Origin of the sequence: Streptomyces antarcticus (assembly GCF_026627255.1) — a bacterium.
Classification (GTDB): domain Bacteria; phylum Actinomycetota; class Actinomycetes; order Streptomycetales; family Streptomycetaceae; genus Streptomyces; species Streptomyces antarcticus.
Genome location: NZ_JAPNLM010000043.1, coordinates 1 through 16,774 on the forward strand (window position 1 = coordinate 1; position 16,774 = coordinate 16,774).

Sequence of the window (16,774 nt, forward strand, 5' to 3'; positions counted from 1 at the left end):
TCGCCAACCCGCCCGCCCCTCCGGAGGAGCCCCGCATGTCCGAGACCGGCCCCGGCGTCGACCCTCGTACCGCCGGTACCACCCCCGCCCGAGCCCCCGTACGCCCGACCCGGCGCGGCGTGCTCGCCGCGGGAGCCGGGGCCGGGGCCCTCGCCCTGCTCGGCCCGACCCCCACGGCCCGGGCGGTGCCCGCCGCCCCGGCCCCGCCCGGGCCGGCCGCCGCCGCCGCCGACCTGACCCCGTACGCCTCCTACTGGTTCCCGGACTCGCTCCCCCACGGCGCCCCCGGCCCGGGCATCGTGTGGCGCTCGCTGAAGCGGTGGACCCCTGAGTCGGACCCCGACCTCGCCCACAACACCGCCTCCGTGCCGCTCGCCCCGCGCTTCACCCCGGTCGCGCCCCATCCGGGCGCCCGCGCCGGCCAGGCCCGGATCTCCTCCCTCGTCTCCTTCGGGCCGACCGCGCGGAACCCGTCGCAGGGCTCCCCGACCGCCGACTCCTACGCCCTCACGCACTGGGCGTACATCGACGAGCTGGTCTTCTGGGGCGGTTCCTCCGGCGAGGGGATCGTGCTGGCCCCGAACGCCCCGGTGATCGACGCCGCCCACCGCAACGGGGTCCGCGTCCTCGGCAACGTCTTCCTGCCGCCCGCGGCCTACGGCGGCGACCTCCAGTGGACCCGCGACCTCGTCCAACAGGACGCCTCCGGCTGCTTCCCGATCGCCGGGAAACTGGCCCTGGTCGCGGCGGCGTACGGCTTCGACGGCTGGTTCGTCAACGCCGAGACCGACGGCGGCGACAGCGAACTCGCGTCCCGGATGCGGGAGTTCCTGCGCGCGTTACGGACGGCCGGCGCTCCGCACGGGCTGCGCACCACCTGGTACGACGCCATGAACAGCACCGGCCGGGTCGGCTGGCAGGGGGCGCTCAACGAGCTCAACCAGGAGTTCTTCGAGGACCGGACGGGCCCGGTGTCCGACACGCTGTTCGTCGACTTCCGCTGGACCCCGGAGCGGCTGGCCTCGTCGGGGGCGCTCGCGGACCGGCTCGGGCGCGGCCGCCACGAGCTGTGGGCGGGCGTGGACGTGGAGTCCAACGGCTGGAACACCGAGGTTCGCTGGGACGCGATCGTGCCGCGCGGGCGCGACCACGTCGTCAGCTGTGGGCTCTACCGGCCGGAGTGGACGCGCGACCACCTCGCCGACCGCTCCCCCGGCGCCTTCCACCGCGCCGACGACCGGTTCTGGACGGGAGAGTCCCTCGACCCGTCCCGCCCCGCGCCCGAGGGCACGTGGCGGGCCCCCGCCACGGTCGTCGCCGACCGGTCCACGGTCGCCGCGCTGCCGTTCGCGTGTTCCTTCAACACCGGCCACGGGGAACGCTGGTACGAGGCGGGCGAGGTGGTCTCCGACGCCCCCTGGAGCCACCTCGGGCTCCAGGACCGGCTCCCGGGCCGCCGCTGGGTCGTGGAGACCTCCGGGTCGCGGCCCGCCGTGACCCTGGACTTCGCGCGGGCCTGGCGCGGGGGCTCCAGCTTGCTGGTCGCGGGCCGGCTCACCGCGCCGGCCGCGGTCGGGCTGCACTCCACCCGGCTGCCGCTGACCCGCTCCACCGTGCTGGAGCTGGTGCACTGCGCCGCGACGGGCCCGGTCGGCACGGAGGTCGGCGTGGAGGTCGGCGTCGCCGTACGCGAGCCGGCCGCCCCGGGCGAGCCGGTCCCGTACACCTGGTTTCCGGCTCGGGAACCCGCCCCGGGGCCGGGCTGGCGCACCGCGCGGTTCGGGCTCGCCGCCCTCGCGGGCAGGACGGCGTACGGGCTCGCCGTACGGATCACCGCGCTCGGGAGCGGTCCGGTGGAGTGGCGGCTCGGCGCGCTGTCGGTGCGCGACGGCTCCGCCGGACGGCGGCCGGCCCCGCCCACCGCGCTGACCGTGGACGCCTCGGCCGCACGGGACGGCACGGCGGCGGTCCGCCTGTCCTGGCACCGCGCACCGGGGCGGCCCGCCCGCCCCCCGCGGGTCCGGCACTACGAGGTCTCCCGCGTCCTGCCCGACGGCACCCGCCGCTTCCTCGGCGGCACCTGCGGGACGGCCCTGCACTTCCCGGCGGTCCCCCGCGCGGGCCGGGAGCGGGCGGTGGCCTTCGAGGTGCGGGCCGTGGACGAGCTGTACGCGGCCTCCGCCCCGGCCCGCACCGCGCTCCCCTGGGACTGACCCCTCAGGGCGCGGCGGGGTCGGTGCGCGGGACGGCCACCGTCACCCGGAGTCCGTGCGGCGGGTTGTTCTCGTAGGAGAGGGACCCGCCGCCCGCGGCGAGCAGGGCCCGGGAGATGGACAGGCCGAGGCCGGAGCCCTTGACGTTCTGGTGCCGTCCGCTGCGCCAGAAGCGGTCGCCGACGCGGAGCAGCTCGTCCTGGGTGAGACCGGGCCCGCGGTCGGCGACGACCACGCGGACGGTCCGTGCGACGGCCTCGACCGACACCTCGACCTCCTCGCCGGAGGGGGTGAACTTGAGGGCGTTGTCGATGACCGCGTCGAGCGCGCTGGACAGCGCGATGGGGTCGGCCCAGCCGGTGACGGCGCTCCGGCCCGTCAGGGCGAGCAGTACGCCCCGCTCCTCGGCGTACGGCCGCCAGGACGCCACCCGCTCGGCGGCGAGCGCCCCGATGTCGGTGAGGCTGATCTCCGCGGAGGCGTGCTCGGCGAGCGCCAGGTCGAGCAGGTCGTCCAGGACCTGCGTCAGGCGCTTGCCCTCGGTGCGCACGGAGGCGATCTCCTCGTTGCCCTCGGGAAGCTCCAGCGCGAGGAGCTCGATGCGCAGGAGGAGCGCGGCGAGCGGGTTGCGCAGCTGGTGGGAGGCGTCGGCGACGAACGCCCGCTGCTGTTCCAGCACCTCTTCGACGTTGTCGGCCATCTCGTTGAACGAATGGGCGAGGCGTTGCAGTTCCGGCGGCCCGCCGGCGGCGGCGACCCGCGAGTTCATCCGCCCGGTGGCGATGCCGTGGGCGGCCGCGTCCAGGGTCTGTACGGGCTTGAGGACCCAGCTGGTGAGGCGCAGGGCGGCGCCGAAGGCGACCAGCATGGTGGCGGCCAGCCCGGCGGCGATGATCAGCCAGCCGCGCAGGATCCGGCTCCGCATCTGGTCGGTCGGCGATTCGGTGGCGACGACGGCCACGACGTCACCGTCGAGGACCACCGGGGAGGCGACAAGCAGTTTCCCGTGTGTCTGCCAGGGCCACACCTGCGGGGGGTCGTGGCTGCGGCGTCCAGCGAGCGCCTCGACGAAGGCTTCCCGGCCCTCGCCCTTCGCCGGGAGCTCCCACCAGCCCGGGGCCCGGGCCATGGCGTTGTCGTCGCGGTAGAAGATGCCGGCGCGGATGCCGTACAGCTCTTGGTAGCGGACGAGCTCCAGCTGCAGGGTCGCGCGGCGCTCGTCGGCTCCGGTGGACCCGGAGCCCTCGGCGTCGACGACGAACTGGGCGAGGGCGGCGAAGCGGGCGCTGTCGTCGATCCGGTCGACCACCACCCGCTGCTGCTGGCCGGCGGCCAGGCTCACGGCCAGCGGGAAGCCGAGGGCGAGCAGCGTGCCCGCCATCAGGATGACGAGCAGCGGGAGCAGCCGGGCACGCACGCCGGGATCCCGCTAGGGGGCGGCCGGGGCGACGAGCCGGTAGCCCACCCCGCGGACGGTCTCGATGAGGGCGGGCATGCGCAGCTTGGAGCGCAGCGAGGCGACGTGCACCTCCAGGGTGCGGCCCGTCCCTTCCCAACTGGTGCGCCAGACCTCGCTGATGATCTGCTCGCGGCGGAAGACGACGCCGGGCTGCTGGGCCAGCAGCGCCAGCAGGTCGAACTCCTTGCGGGTGAGCGGTACGTCGGCGCCGTCCACGCTGACCCGCCGGGTGGGCAGCTCGATGCTGACGGTGCCGAGCCGGACCACGGCGGGCGTGCCGGTTCCGGTGGCGGCGGCCTCTTCGGAGGCTCCCGCGCGCCGGGCGACGGCGTGGATGCGGGCGAGGAGCTCGCCGGTGTCGTACGGCTTGGTGACGTAGTCGTCGGCGCCCATGTTCAGCCCGTGGATGCGGGAGCGCACGTCGGCCCGGGCGGTCACCATGATGACGGGCGTGGCGGTGCGCTTGCGGATCTTGCCGCAGACCTCGTAGCCGTCCTGGTCGGGCAGGCCGAGGTCGAGCAGGACGACGCCGAAGGGCGGGGCTCCGGCGGGCAGCAGCGCCTGGAGGGCCTCCTCGCCGTTGCGGGCGTGGGTGACCCGGAAGCCGTGCCGGGCGAGGATCGCGGACAGGGCGGCGGCGACGTGGTCGTCGTCCTCGACGAGCAGCAGTCTCATGCCGTCCCCCTCTCCTCTTCTTGCTCTTCAGCTTCCGTACGCATGGCCACCCTGCATCCACGCCGATGCGGAGTCCCACGTCAAGGGGGTTCCGGTGCGGCGCGCCTTCCGTTATGCACCCGGTACGCGCCCGGGGCGGCAGCGCGGGCGGCACGCACGGAGCGTATCCGGGCGAGGCCGGATTGTTATCCTCAATTCTCCCTCAGATGTGATGACGTTGTGCGCGCCACGTCACTACTGTCCTCCCAACCGAGGAGGACGGAGCAAGAAGCCGATGAGCGGAGTATCAGTGACCAAGGACGTGCAGGACGCGGCCGGTGCCGCGGACGACCTGGTCGTACTGAGCAACGTCAACAAGCACTTCGGCGCGCTGCACGTGCTTCAGGACATCGATCTGAGCATTGCCCGCGGTGAGGTCGTCGTCGTGATCGGTCCTTCGGGATCGGGCAAGTCCACGCTGTGCCGGACCATCAACCGTCTGGAGACCATCGACTCGGGCACCATCACGCTCGACGGAAGCCCGCTGCCCGCCGAGGGCAAGGCGCTGGCCCGGCTGCGCGCCGACGTCGGCATGGTCTTCCAGTCGTTCAACCTCTTCGCGCACAAGACGGTGCTGGAGAACGTCATGCTGGGCCAGCTCAAGGTCCGCAAGACCGACCAGAAGGCCGCCCGCGAGAAGGCCGTGGCCCTGCTGGACCGGGTGGGCGTCGGCTCGCAGGCCGACAAGTACCCGGCGCAGCTGTCCGGTGGCCAGCAGCAGCGCGTGGCGATCGCCCGCGCGCTGGCGATGGACCCGAAGGTGATGCTGTTCGACGAGCCGACCTCGGCGCTCGACCCGGAGATGATCAACGAGGTGCTGGAGGTCATGCAGCAGCTCGCCCGGGAGGGGATGACGATGGTCGTCGTCACGCACGAGATGGGCTTCGCCCGCTCCGCGGCGAACCGGGTCGTCTTCATGGCCGACGGCAAGATCGTCGAAGAGGCCACGCCCGAGCAGTTCTTCAGCAACCCGCGCAGTGACCGGGCCAAGGACTTCCTGTCGAAGATCCTGCACCACTGAGGTCCGGGTCTGGTAGTGATCCGGTGACGGGCCGCCGCCCGACCGGCTCCTGCCGCCTGCGCACGTGCCCGTAAAGCGTCGCTCGTCGTTCAACAACGTCTCATCCGAGGGAAGTTCACCATGAAGATCTCCAAGGTCGCCACGACCGCGGCCATCGCCGTCGCTCTCGCCCTGACCGCGACCGCCTGTGGCGGCAGCGCCAAGGACGCCGCGAGTGACGCCGGTGCGTCCGGCGGCACCGCCAAGGACAAGATCGTCGTCGGCATCAAGTACGACCAGCCCGGTCTGGGCCTGAAGACCCCGGACGGCAAGTACACGGGCTTCGACGTCGACGTCGCGACGTACGTGGCCAAGGAGCTCGGCTACCAGCCGGACCAGATCGAGTTCAAGCAGGCCGTCAGCGCCGAGCGCGAGAACCTGATCGCGAACGGTGACGTCAAGCTGGTCGTCGCGACGTACACGATCAACGACAAGCGCAAGGCGAAGGTCGACTTCGCCGGCCCGTACTTCCTGGCCCACCAGGACCTGCTGGTCCGCGCCGACGACACCTCGATCACCAAGGCCGAGGACCTCAACAAGAAGAAGCTCTGCTCGGTCGCCGGATCCACCTCGGCACAGAACGTCAAGACCAAGCTGGCTCCCGACGCCGACCTGCGCGAGTACCCGGGCTACTCCGAGTGCCTGACCGGCCTGGAAAACAAGGCCGTGGACGCGCTTACCACGGACGGCTCGATCCTGGCCGGGTACGCCGCGCAGGAGAAGAACAAGGGCAAGTTTAAGCTGGCCGGCCTGAAGCTCAGCGACGAGCCCTACGGCATCGGCCTGAAGAAGGGCGACAAGGACCTGCAAACCAAGGTCAATGCCGCGCTCAAGAAGATGGTCGAGGACGGCTCCTGGCAGAAGGCCATGGACGCGAACCTCGGTCCCGCCGACTACAAGGCCGAGCCGGCCCCGCAGATCACCGAAGGCAGCTGATTCATCGGTGAGGCGCGCCGCCGCGCGCCTCACCGGCCATCCTGGGGAGAGCGCAGGGCAACGTGTTCGACTTTCTTACTTCCGGGCAGTATGACGTGCTCGGAGCCTTCTGGGTGACGGTTCAGCTCACCCTCTACTCGGCGGTCGGGTCCCTGATCTGGGGCCTGATGCTGGCCGGGATGCGGGTCAGCCCGGTCCCGCTGATGCGGACCTTCGGTACGACGTACGTGAACGTCGTGCGCAACACTCCGCTGACCCTGCTGGTCCTCGGCTGTTCGCTGGGTTTGGACCAGACCCTGGGCATCACGCTCGCCGGCGGGGATTCAAAGGAGATTGGATTCCGCCTCGCCATCCTGGGCCTGATCGCCTACACTGGGACGTTCGTCTGTGAGGCGCTGCGCTCGGGCATCAACACCGTGCCCGTCGGCCAGGCCGAGGCCGCCCGTGCGCTGGGTCTGAGCTTCTTCCAGGTACTCACTCTGATCGTGCTTCCCCAGGCCTTCCGGGCGGTCGTCGGACCGCTCACCAATGTGCTGATCGCCCTCACCAAGAACACCACGGTGGCGGCAACCATCGGCGTGGCCGAGGCGGCCCTGCTGATGAAGGAAATGCTGGAGAACGAGGCGGACGCGCTCTTCGCGGTCTTCGGGGTCTTCGCCCTCGGCTTCGTCCTGCTGACCCTGCCCACCGGCCTGCTCTTGGGCTGGGTGGCCAAGCGAGTGGCGGTGAAGCGATGAGCTCCGTTCTGTACGACAAGCCCGGCCCCAAGGCCAAGCTCCGCAACTGGATCTACACCGGCGTTTTCGCGGTACTCGTCGCGCTAGCCCTGTGGTGGATTCTCGACCGCATGGCCGAGAAGAACCAGCTCGAGGCCGACAAGTGGACCCCATTCGTCACCGACAGCCAGGTCTGGACGACGTTCCTGCTGCCCGGCCTCGTTGAGACCCTCAAAGCGGGCCTGATCGCCATGGTGATCGCGCTGCCACTGGGCGCGGCCTTCGGCATCGCCCGGCTCTCCGACCACGCGTGGGTGCGTGTCCCGGTCGGCGCGCTCGTGGAGTTCTTCCGCGCCATCCCGGTCCTCATCTTGATGATCTTCAGCTCGGCCTTGTACGTGATGCTCGGAACCGTCAGCTCCGATCTGCGGCCGCTGTACGCCGTCGTCACGGGCCTCGTCCTGTACAACGCCTCGGTCATCGCTGAAATCGTCCGGGCCGGCGTCCTGTCACTGCCGCGTGGCCAGACCGACGCGGCCAAGGCGATCGGCATGCGCAAGGGCCAGACCATGATGTACGTCCTGGTCCCGCAGGCCGTCACGGCGATGCTGCCCGCGCTGGTCAGCCAGCTCGTGGTGATCCTGAAGGACACCGCACTCGGCGGCGCCTTCCTGGGCTTCGCCGACCTGATGTCGATGAACCGGCAGATCTCCGCCAACTACAGCAACACCATCGCGACCATGGTGACGATCGCCCTGATCTACATCGCGGTGAACTTCACCCTGACCACGCTGGCCTCCGCACTCGAGAAGCGGCTGCGGCAGTCGAAGAGGGGCACCGGCGCCGTCCTCGAGGGCGACGTGGCCGAGGTCGACGCGGGCGGCGCGTCCGGCGTGGGCAAGGCCCCCTGACGCAACGGGACAATCCCCTCTGGGGTCTGACACATAGTCAACCCGATGGAACGAAGTGACACGTGTGGTGCGGCAGATCTCATCCGCCGCACCACACGCATGCCCGCACCTTTATCACTTGACGTACGCACCCATGGGGTTGCCCACCATGCCAGCCGCCACCCCGCACCGCAGCGATCTTCCACTGTGGTCCCCGAGGCGATCGCAAGGCCCCTGTCGGTTCTCGAACCGTCCGCCCCGCTCTGCGGGCCGACCGCGACGCACCGGCGCCCTCCGGGGTACCCACCACATCACTACCAAAGGCACCTGAGGCTCGAGGTAGGGCATCAGCCCCACGAGCGGTATGCACGGCACCGCCATACCTGCCGGCCCACCGGGTCGCCGACCCCATTGTGAGCTCCTCGAGCAGGCCGACGACGCTCCTTCGCCGCCGCATGGGTTCATGCCACAGAGCAGGATAAGGATCACGGAGAATTCCCGGCGACCTATCAAATTTCACGATGGGCCACCGGGAATTCTTGACCTGCCTCAGGAATCGGTGCGGCTAGCGCACGCGACTAGTAGGAACGGGTCCAGAATGTCCCGCCGGTGACGTAGGTCAGCGGCGGACAGAAGGCCATGGAAATTCCGCTCTTGGTCCAAGACGTCGCGTCCCAAGTGATGGCGGGTGCACCGTCATAGGGCTGACATTTCGCAGACGCCTTCCAACTCCCACCGTTAGGGCTGGTGCAGTTGGCTGCCCGACCGTTGGTTTCGGGAACCGTCCAGGTCCAGCAGCCCTCCGGCCAGCCCGTCGGGGCCGCAGTAGCCGTTCCCTGGAGCCCCATACCCGCCATCGCCGTAGCGGCCAACAGCACTGTAAGCGCCTTCTTCATCGTCACAGATCCCTCCCAGTAGCCTCGACTGAATTCAGGTGTTGTTTCGGACGGACGTCTCAATCCCCGCAGAGGTGGCCCGGTAGGAGCTCTCACAGTAGGCAATAGAGTTTCCCCACTGCCTCCACGGCCCATAGAATCCCATCACCCTCCCATCCGCGGGGTCCGTGCACGTAACGTAGGCTCGATAGGATCCGCCGTTGTGATTGCTACAACTGACGACGGCGCCCCAATTTCCCGGGACCTCCTTACGGCACCCATCAGGACGCCCCTGCGGGGCGGCCGATGCGGGTGCCTCGACGCCTAGCGTGAAGATTCCGGCGAGCAGCAATCCGGCCACCGGAATAGTGGCAGCACGACCACGAATACGCTTCAGCAACTTTCCTCACCTGCTTCCCATCTAGAAACAACTACCAGAGAGGGCTCGACACCCCGAAAGAGGGGCAACGTAACCTCGGGAATGCCCCCTGCACAAATACGAGAATTCCATGCCCGTCGCGAATCCGCAAGAGAATATCATTATCTTGAGGTTTATTTGAGCATTGTAAATAGATGAATCAATTCCGGCACACCGAGGCTGGAATTCGTCGCGTATATATATGCGCCAGATGTCCGATAATCAATGCCCTTCAGAGTGTCGCGAAACATCTTCGACATTGCGACGCATCCACTCCATGCGGAGTAAATGATTCCCCTTGTCGGCTCGCCGCACGGTGTCACTTGACTCGGGAACGTTCAGTCGGTTGCATACGTTCTGTGATCACATACCGGACATCGGGAGCCGCGCCATGGACCCGGTGATCGTCGTCGGCGCGGGGCCCGTCGGACTGTCCCTGTCCCTCGCCCTGGCCGGCCAGGGCGTACCCACCGTCGTGCTCGACGAGGGGCCCGGCAAGGAGGAACGCCGGCCGGCCCGTACGGTCGTCCTGCACTCCGACACCGCGGCCATGGTGAACCGGCTGGGCTGCACGACCCTGCGCGACGAGGGGGCGTACTTCGCCGCCTGGCGCACCGTACGCCGCCGCCAGTCCGCCCAGCGCCGCACCTTCGACGACGGCCCGGCCCCGCTGCACCTGCCGCAGCACGCCCTCACCCGCGGACTGCGCGACGCCGCCGCCGCGCACCCGCTCGTCCAGCTGGTCACCGACTGCCGACTCGACTCCCTGGAGCAGGACGGCCGCGGGGTGACCGCCCACACCCGCGGCGCCGAGACGACCTGGTGGCGGGGCAGCCACCTCGTCGGCTGCGACGGCGCCCGCTCCACCGTGCGCAAGCTGCTCGGCATCCGCTTCCCGGGCCGGACCGCCGTGGAGCGGCACGCCGTGGCCGCCCTGCGCACCGAACTCCCCTGGCCGGGCGAGGCGTTGCTGCACCGCGGCCTGCCGTCCGGGCCGGACGAGGCCACCGCCCGGCCGCTGCCCGACGGGGTGTGGCGGCTGGACTGGCTGCTGCCGCCGCGCGGCGACCTCGTGACCCCCGACGCGCTGGTGAACCTCGTACGGGACACCCTCGCCGTGTGGTGCGGGGGCACGACTCCCCCGTACGACCTGATCGACACCGGGGTCCACACCCTGCACCACCGGCTGGCCCGGCGCTGGCGCGAGGGGCGCGCATTCCTCGCCGGGGACGCCGCGCACCTGCTGGGCGCCCTCGGCACCCAGGGTGTCGAAGAGGGGCTCCGGGACGCCGAGAACCTGGCGTGGAAACTGTCCCTGGCCTGGCACCAGGGGGCCTCCGAGGCCCTGCTCGACAGCTACGAGGCCGAGCGGCGCACCGCCGTCGCGGCCCGGCTGCGCGCCGCCGACCAGGCGATGCCGGTGCTGCGGGCCGGCGGCGGCCTGCGCACGTACCTGCCCGGGGCGTCCCGTTCCGCCGAGTCCCTGCTCGCCGACGGCCACCTGGGGCGAGGCCCGCTGGGCGCGGAGCCCGCGTACGCCCCGCCCGTGGCCGTACGCGAGGTGCCGACGGCCACCGAACCGGGCGGGCCGGTGGCGAACGTGGCGGTGACCGCGCCCGACGGCTCGACCGTACCGCTGCGGGACCTGCTGGGCGGCCGGCTGCTGGTGATCCTGGTCGCCCCGGGCACCGGGGTCTGGGACCGGCGCCACTGGCTCGGCGCCGGGCTGATGCCGCGGCTCGCGGCCGCGGTGAGCGCGCTGCCCGTCCGGACCGACCTGCTCGTCGCGGAGAGCTACCCGGGGGCCCCGGCGCACACCGTGCTCCTCGTACGGCCCGACGGGCACCTCGCGGCGACTTTCGCGGGGGTCAGCCCGGCGGAGCTGTACGAGGCGGCGGACGCCGTCCGCGCCGGAGCCCCGGACGCGGCGGCGCTGACGACTCCCGCCACGACGCCCACGGCGGTGGTCGACTGAGGCTCCGGCGGTGGTCGACGGCAGTGCGAGTCCGACGCGCCCGGACCGACTTGCCGGACCGACGCGCCGGACCGACCTGCTCGGCCGACCTGCTGGACTGACATGCTGCGCTGTTGGACTGACCTGCTGGACTGACGTGCTGGACCGGGACTCCAGCCGTGATCGATTGCCCCTCCCGCGGACTCGTGGTTCACTCGCGAACATGACCGGCAACGACGTACGCCTGTGGCGGAGGGTCCATATGGACTTGCTCCGCTACGCGGGCTGCGTGTGTCGCCCTTCCTGCTGATTCGCCTCCTCCGCGCGCCCCGTGCCGTCACCGGCCCGCGCGCACCTCCGCGAACCCCAGGAACGGTCCTCCTCCATGTCTGCACCCACGCTCGCCCCCGCTCCGGCACCCGTCGCCGTCCCCGCACCCGCCGCGCCGGCCGGGGGCCCGACGGCGCGCGAACTCCTCGACTTCGCCCTGCACACCGCGGCGGACGCCGACGCCGTCGCGGCCCTGCCGCTGGACCCGCAGGGCCGTACCTGGATCCGGCTGGACGGGCCCGCCGGCAGCGAGGCCTGGCTGATCGGCTGGCCGCCGGGCACCGGCACCGGCTGGCACGACCACGCGGAGTCGCGGGGCGCGTTCGCCACCGCCCGGGGCCGGCTCACCGAGAACTCGCTGGCCGTGCGCCTGCCCTCGGAGGGCTGGAAGTCCCTGGAGCTCGCTCCCGACGTGGACCGCCTCCGGCACCTGGACGCGGGCACCGGACGGGCCTTCGCCGAGCACCACGTCCACGAAGTCCTGAACGAGTCCCCGGCCGAGCACGCGATCTCGGTCCACGCCTACTACCCGCCGCTGCCGCTGATCCGGCGCTACAGCCGCTCCGGCCCCGTCCTCACCCTGGAGCACGTCGAGCGTCCGGCGGACTGGCAGTGAGCGCCCCGGTCGGCATCGACGAACTGCTGGGGCGGATCCGCGCGGCCTATGACCGGGTCGGCCCGGAGGAGGCCGCCGCGGCCTCCCGCGCCGGGGCCGTGCTGGTGGACATCCGCTACCGGGCCCTGCGCGAGCGGGACGGCCTGATCCCGGGCGCGCTGGTCATCGAGCGCAACGAACTGGAGTGGCGCCTGGACCCGCGGGGCAGCCACCGCTTGCCGGAGGCCACGAGCCACGACCTCCGGGTGGTGGTGATCTGCAACGAGGGCTATGCCTCCACCCTCGCGGCGGCGTCCCTCCACGCCCTGGGACTCCACCGCGCCACGGACCTGACCGGCGGCTTCCAGGCCTGGAAGTCGGCGGGCCTGCCGGTCGTCCCCTCCTGACGTCCCGGGGGGCGTGCCGCGGTTCACCCCGTCACGGTCCGGCGGGGACGCGGTACCCCCCTGGCCACTCCCCCGGTCCTGGTCACTCCCCCGGGTAACCCAGCCCCTCGGCGTCCTCGCCCTCCGCCTCCAGCGCGCGGCGGACCACCCGCAGGGCCATGCCCTCCGGGTACCCCTTGCGGGCGAGCATGCCGGCGAGGCGCCGGATGCGCTTGTCCCGCTCCAGGCCCCGGGTGGCGCGGAGCTTGCGCTCCACGAGCTCCCGGGCGGTCTGCTCCTCCTGGTCGGAGTCCAGCTGTTCCAGCGCCTCCTGCACGAGGGTGGTGTGCACCCCCTTGGTACGGAGCTCCTGCGCGAGCGCCCGCCGGGCCAGGCCCCGGCCGCGGTGCCGGGACTCGACCCAGGCTCCGGCGAAGGCGGCGTCGTCGATCAGGCCCACCTCCTCGTACCGCGAGAGGACCTGCTCCGACACCTCCTCGGGGATGCCCCGCTTGGCGAGTGCGTCCGCGAGCTGCCGCCGGGTGCGCGGCATTCCGGTGAGCAGGCGCAGACAGATCGCCCGCGCCTGCTCCTCGGGGCTCTGGGACGGCAGTTCCTGGCGGTCTTCACGGCCGCGCCGGCCTTCACCGCCCCTTTCCTGCTCCCGCACGGGTCAGCTCTTGGCCACGGCGGCCTTGGCCGTCGTCTTGGCCTTCGATGCGGGGGCGGGCACGGCGGCGGCCGCGGCGTCGGCGGTGTCGGTACCGGCAGCAGCAGCGGCCTCGGGGGTGGCGGCCGCGGCGTCCTTGCGGATCCCCACGCCCAGCTTCTCCTTGATCTTCCGCTCGATCTCGTCGGACAGGGCGGGGTTGTCGCAGAGGAACTTCCGCGCGTTCTCCTTGCCCTGGCCGAGCTGGTCGCCCTCGTACGTGTACCAGGCGCCGGCCTTGCGCACGAAGCCGTGCTCCACGCCCATGTCGATCAGGCCGCCCTCGCGGCTGATGCCGTGGCCGTAGAGGATGTCGAACTCGGCCTGCTTGAACGGCGGCGCGACCTTGTTCTTGACGACCTTGACGCGGGTGCGGTTGCCGACCGCGTCCGTGCCGTCCTTCAGGGTCTCGATGCGGCGGATGTCGAGGCGTACGGAGGCGTAGAACTTCAGCGCGCGGCCACCGGTGGTGGTCTCGGGCGAGCCGAACATCACGCCGATCTTCTCGCGGAGCTGGTTGATGAAGATCGCGGTGGTCTTGGACTGGCTGAGCGCACCGGTGATCTTCCGGAGCGCCTGGCTCATCAGGCGGGCCTGCAGACCCACGTGCGAGTCGCCCATCTCGCCCTCGATCTCCGCGCGCGGCACGAGGGCCGCCACGGAGTCGATGACGATCAGGTCGAGGGCACCGGAGCGGACCAGCATGTCCACGATCTCCAGCGCCTGCTCGCCGGTGTCCGGCTGGGACAGGATGAGGTTGTCGGTGTCCACGCCGAGGGCCTTGGCGTACTCGGGGTCGAGCGCGTGCTCGGCGTCCACGAAGGCGACGGTGCCGCCGGCCTTCTGCGCGTTGGCCACGGCGTGCAGGGTCAGGGTCGTCTTACCGGAGGACTCCGGCCCGTACACCTCGACCACGCGGCCGCGGGGGAGCCCGCCGACGCCGAGGGCGATGTCCAGCGCCGTCGATCCGGTGGGGATGACGTCGATGGGGTCGTTCGGCTTGTCGCCGAGGCGCATGACCGCACCCTTGCCGAATTGCCGTTCAATCTGTGCGAGAGCGGCGTCGAGAGCCTTCTCGCGGTCGGTGCCTGCCATGGGTTCCACCCGATTTGCTTGAGTCGATCGCTTCACGCCTTTGACGCTAATGCCTGCCACTGACAATGCGCCTCCAGCGCCGGTCCGGCTGTGGATAACAATCAGAATGGATGTTCGATTTCCCTGTCAAGCGCGCCACGCCCACCCCTCCCCGGCCGTCCCGCGACCGGCTGCGACGCGGCTCGGAACCCGCACCCCCGCAGGGCGCGGACCTGCGGGTTCGCCCCGGCCGGGCGACCCCGGAGGACGGGCGGCGCGGGGGCACCCCCTACCCACCATCGGGGTTCCGGCGGGACCTCGAGGGGACCTGACGGCGATCCACTCCGGCGCGGTGCCCCTCTCGTTCCGGCCGGACGCCATCGCACCAGGGGCTTCGGCGGGATGCCGGAGGAAGTGACCAAGGCCCAGTGGGACAAGTTCGCGAAGGCCTCCGCCGCCGGTCACTGACGAGCGCGGGGCGGCCGACCCGACGCAGCCACTTACTGACAACCCAGGGTTGACAGTCATGAGACTGTCAACCTACGGTTGCCTCCATGACGAACCCTTCCGTGGAACCCGTTCGCATGACCAACCCGGTACGTCTCGACGACCTGATCGAGGCCATCAAGAAAGTCCACACCGACACCCTGGAGCAGCTCAGCGGCGCCGTCGTCGCCGCCGAGGCGCTCGGGGACGTGGCGGACCACCTCATCGGCCACTTCGTCGACCAGGCCCGTCGCTCCGGCGCTTCCTGGACCGACATCGGCCGCAGCATGGGCGTCACCCGTCAGGCCGCCCAGAAGCGCTTCGTCCCCAAGGCCGACAAGGAGGGTGAGGCGGGGATCGACCCGGGCCAGGGCTTCGGCCGCTTCACGCCCCGCGCCCGCAACGTCGTCGTGACCGCGCAGAACGAGGCGCGCGCCGCCGGCAACGCCGAGATCCGCACCGAGCACCTCGTCCTCGGCCTGCTGGCCGAGCCCGACGGCCTCGCCGCGCACGCGCTCGCCGCCCAGGGGGTGTCGGCGGACGACCTGCGCGCCGCCTCGGCCGCCGCCCTGCCCCCGGCCCAGGCCGAGGTCCCCGAACTGGTGCCCTTCGACGCCTCCGCGAAGAAGGCCCTGGAGCTCACCTTCCGCGAGGCCCTGCGACTGGGCCACGACTACATCGGCACCGAGCACGTCCTCCTCGCCCTCCTGGAGCTGGAGAACGGCACGGGCGTGCTCAGCGGGCTCGGCGCGGACAAGGCCGGCGTCGAGGCGTGGGTCAGCGACGCCTTGGCAGCCGCACTCGGCTCCACGGACGGGACGCAGCGGTAGAGGTGTGCGCGTCCTGCGTCAGCGCGTACCGCTTCACGTACGCGCCGAGGAACGCCTGCAGCGTGGCGACGGCCGGGATCGCGATCAGCGCCCCGACCGCGCCCAGCAGGGCGGTGCCCGCGATGACCGAGCCGAAGGCCACCGCCGGGTGGATGTCCACGGTCTTCGAGGTCAGCTTCGGCTGGAGGACGTAGTTCTCGAACTGCTGGTAGACCACCACGAACCCGAGTACGTACAGCGCGTACCAGGGGTTGACCGTGAAGGCGATCAGCATCGGCAGCGCACCCGCGAGGTAGGTGCCGATGGTGGGGATGAACTGGGAGACCAGCCCCACCCACACCGCGAGCGCCGGCGCGTACGGCACACCGAGGATCGCCAGCAGGATGTAGTGCGCGACGCCTGAGATCAGCGCCATCAGCCCGCGCGAGTAGAGGTAGCCGCCCGTCTTGGCGACGGCGATCTCCCAGGCCCGCAGCACCTCGGCCTGCTTCGCGGGCGGCAGTACGGAGCACAGCGCGCGCCGCAGCCGCGGCCCGTCGGCGGCGAAGTAGAAGGAGAACAGCCCGACCGTCAGCAGCTGGAAGAGCCCGCCGAGCACCGTGGCGGACACGTCGAGCACCCCGCTGGCACTGTTCTGCACGTACTTCTGGAGCCAGTCGGAGTGCAGCATGCTGTCCTGGATGTCCAGGCGGGACAGCTTGGTGTGGAAGGTCGCGTTGATCGAGTCGATGACCGAGTCGAGGTAGTTCGGGAAGCTCTCGACCATCGCGACGATCTGCCCGGCGAGCATCGAGCCGAGCAGGATCAAGAAGCCCGCCGCGAAGCCGAACACCGCGAGGAACACCAGGAAGGTGGCGAATCCGCGCCGCATGCCGCGGGCCGCCATCCGGGCCACCGCAGGCTCGATCGCGAGCGCCAGGAAGAACGCGATCAGGATGTTGACCAGCAGCCCCATCAGCTGGTGGAAGGCCCAGCTGCCGAGCTGGAAGCAGGCAACGAGGGCCAGTACGAGGACCACGGCGCGCGGCAGCCAGCGCGGCATCCGCTCGCCCGCGCCCGCCGGGACAGCGCTCGCCGGGACAGCGCCCGGAGGCGGTCCGCCGGGGCGGGCCGGATCGGCGGGCCGGGG

At 71.2% G+C, this 16,774-nt stretch carries 15 protein-coding genes; 10 read left to right on the forward strand and 5 right to left on the reverse strand.

Annotation, left to right across the window (positions count from 1 at the left end):
• The first annotated feature begins 35 nt into the window (after positions 1 to 35).
• Complete coding sequence (locus OTB16_RS36215; RefSeq protein WP_267726782.1) at positions 36 to 2,213, forward strand: endo-beta-N-acetylglucosaminidase; 2,178 nt, start codon at positions 36 to 38, stop codon at positions 2,211 to 2,213.
• 4 nt (positions 2,214 to 2,217) lie between these two features.
• Here the strand turns inward: OTB16_RS36215 and OTB16_RS36220 are convergent, their stop codons facing one another.
• Positions 2,218 to 3,630: a sensor histidine kinase gene (locus OTB16_RS36220; protein ID WP_267726783.1), complete on the reverse strand. Its 1,413-nt coding sequence runs from the start codon at positions 3,628 to 3,630 to the stop codon at positions 2,218 to 2,220.
• A 12-nt stretch (positions 3,631 to 3,642) separates the two neighbouring features.
• Complete coding sequence (locus OTB16_RS36225) at positions 3,643 to 4,347, reverse strand: response regulator transcription factor (protein ID WP_267726784.1); 705 nt, start codon at positions 4,345 to 4,347, stop codon at positions 3,643 to 3,645.
• A gap of 274 nt (positions 4,348 to 4,621) precedes the next feature.
• On the opposite strand from OTB16_RS36225, the gene OTB16_RS36230 reads away from it, so the two are divergent.
• The 8 genes from OTB16_RS36230 (at position 4,622) to OTB16_RS36260 (ending at position 12,567) form a co-directional block, all read left to right on the forward strand.
• Positions 4,622 to 5,407, forward strand: a complete 786-nt coding sequence (locus OTB16_RS36230) for an amino acid ABC transporter ATP-binding protein (RefSeq protein ID WP_267726786.1) — start codon at positions 4,622 to 4,624, stop codon at positions 5,405 to 5,407.
• Between the two features lie 120 nt (positions 5,408 to 5,527).
• Positions 5,528 to 6,382 (forward strand): glutamate ABC transporter substrate-binding protein, encoded by an 855-nt coding sequence (locus OTB16_RS36235; protein ID WP_267726787.1) that lies wholly within the window; start codon positions 5,528 to 5,530, stop codon positions 6,380 to 6,382.
• Positions 6,383 to 6,444: 62 nt separating this feature from the next.
• Positions 6,445 to 7,119, forward strand: coding sequence for an amino acid ABC transporter permease (locus OTB16_RS36240; protein WP_267726788.1), 675 nt, complete (start codon positions 6,445 to 6,447; stop codon positions 7,117 to 7,119).
• Positions 7,116 to 8,009, forward strand: a complete 894-nt coding sequence (locus tag OTB16_RS36245) for an amino acid ABC transporter permease (protein WP_267726790.1) — start codon at positions 7,116 to 7,118, stop codon at positions 8,007 to 8,009. The genes OTB16_RS36240 and OTB16_RS36245 overlap by 4 nt, the downstream gene beginning before the upstream one ends.
• Positions 8,010 to 9,672: 1,663 nt before the next feature.
• Complete coding sequence (locus tag OTB16_RS36250; protein WP_267726791.1) at positions 9,673 to 11,256, forward strand: FAD-dependent oxidoreductase; 1,584 nt, start codon at positions 9,673 to 9,675, stop codon at positions 11,254 to 11,256.
• 202 nt (positions 11,257 to 11,458) lie between these two features.
• Entirely contained in the window at positions 11,459 to 11,545 is an 87-nt protein-coding gene (locus OTB16_RS39395; RefSeq protein ID WP_311318651.1) for a putative leader peptide, read from the forward strand.
• Between the two features lie 75 nt (positions 11,546 to 11,620).
• The gene (locus OTB16_RS36255) at positions 11,621 to 12,181 is read left to right on the forward strand and encodes a cupin domain-containing protein (protein ID WP_267726792.1); all 561 of its coding nucleotides are present in this window, start codon (positions 11,621 to 11,623) and stop codon (positions 12,179 to 12,181) included.
• The gene (locus tag OTB16_RS36260; protein WP_267726829.1) at positions 12,172 to 12,567 is read left to right on the forward strand and encodes a rhodanese-like domain-containing protein; all 396 of its coding nucleotides are present in this window, start codon (positions 12,172 to 12,174) and stop codon (positions 12,565 to 12,567) included. Before OTB16_RS36255 ends, OTB16_RS36260 begins: the two co-directional genes overlap by 10 nt.
• 82 nt (positions 12,568 to 12,649) lie before the next feature.
• On the opposite strand, the gene recX is transcribed toward OTB16_RS36260, so the two are convergent.
• Together recX and recA are read right to left on the reverse strand one after the other, a co-directional pair.
• Positions 12,650 to 13,216, reverse strand: coding sequence for a recombination regulator RecX (gene recX / locus OTB16_RS36265; protein WP_267726794.1), 567 nt, complete (start codon positions 13,214 to 13,216; stop codon positions 12,650 to 12,652).
• 3 nt (positions 13,217 to 13,219) lie between these two features.
• Positions 13,220 to 14,350 carry a recombinase RecA gene (gene recA, locus OTB16_RS36270; RefSeq protein WP_267726795.1) on the reverse strand — a complete coding sequence of 377 codons (1,131 nt, stop codon included), beginning with the start codon at positions 14,348 to 14,350 and terminating at the stop codon, positions 13,220 to 13,222.
• A 533-nt stretch (positions 14,351 to 14,883) separates the two neighbouring features.
• Between recA and OTB16_RS36275 the strand changes: the two genes are divergently transcribed.
• A complete protein-coding gene (locus OTB16_RS36275; protein ID WP_267726796.1) occupies positions 14,884 to 15,645 on the forward strand; it encodes a Clp protease N-terminal domain-containing protein in 762 nt (253 codons plus the stop codon).
• Here OTB16_RS36275 and OTB16_RS36280 read toward each other — a convergent pair.
• On the reverse strand, positions 15,593 to 16,687 hold the full coding sequence (locus OTB16_RS36280) for an AI-2E family transporter (RefSeq protein WP_324290930.1): 1,095 nt from the start codon (positions 16,685 to 16,687) through the stop codon (positions 15,593 to 15,595). The genes OTB16_RS36275 and OTB16_RS36280 overlap by 53 nt on opposite strands.
• Positions 16,688 to 16,774: the final 87 nt, after the last annotated feature.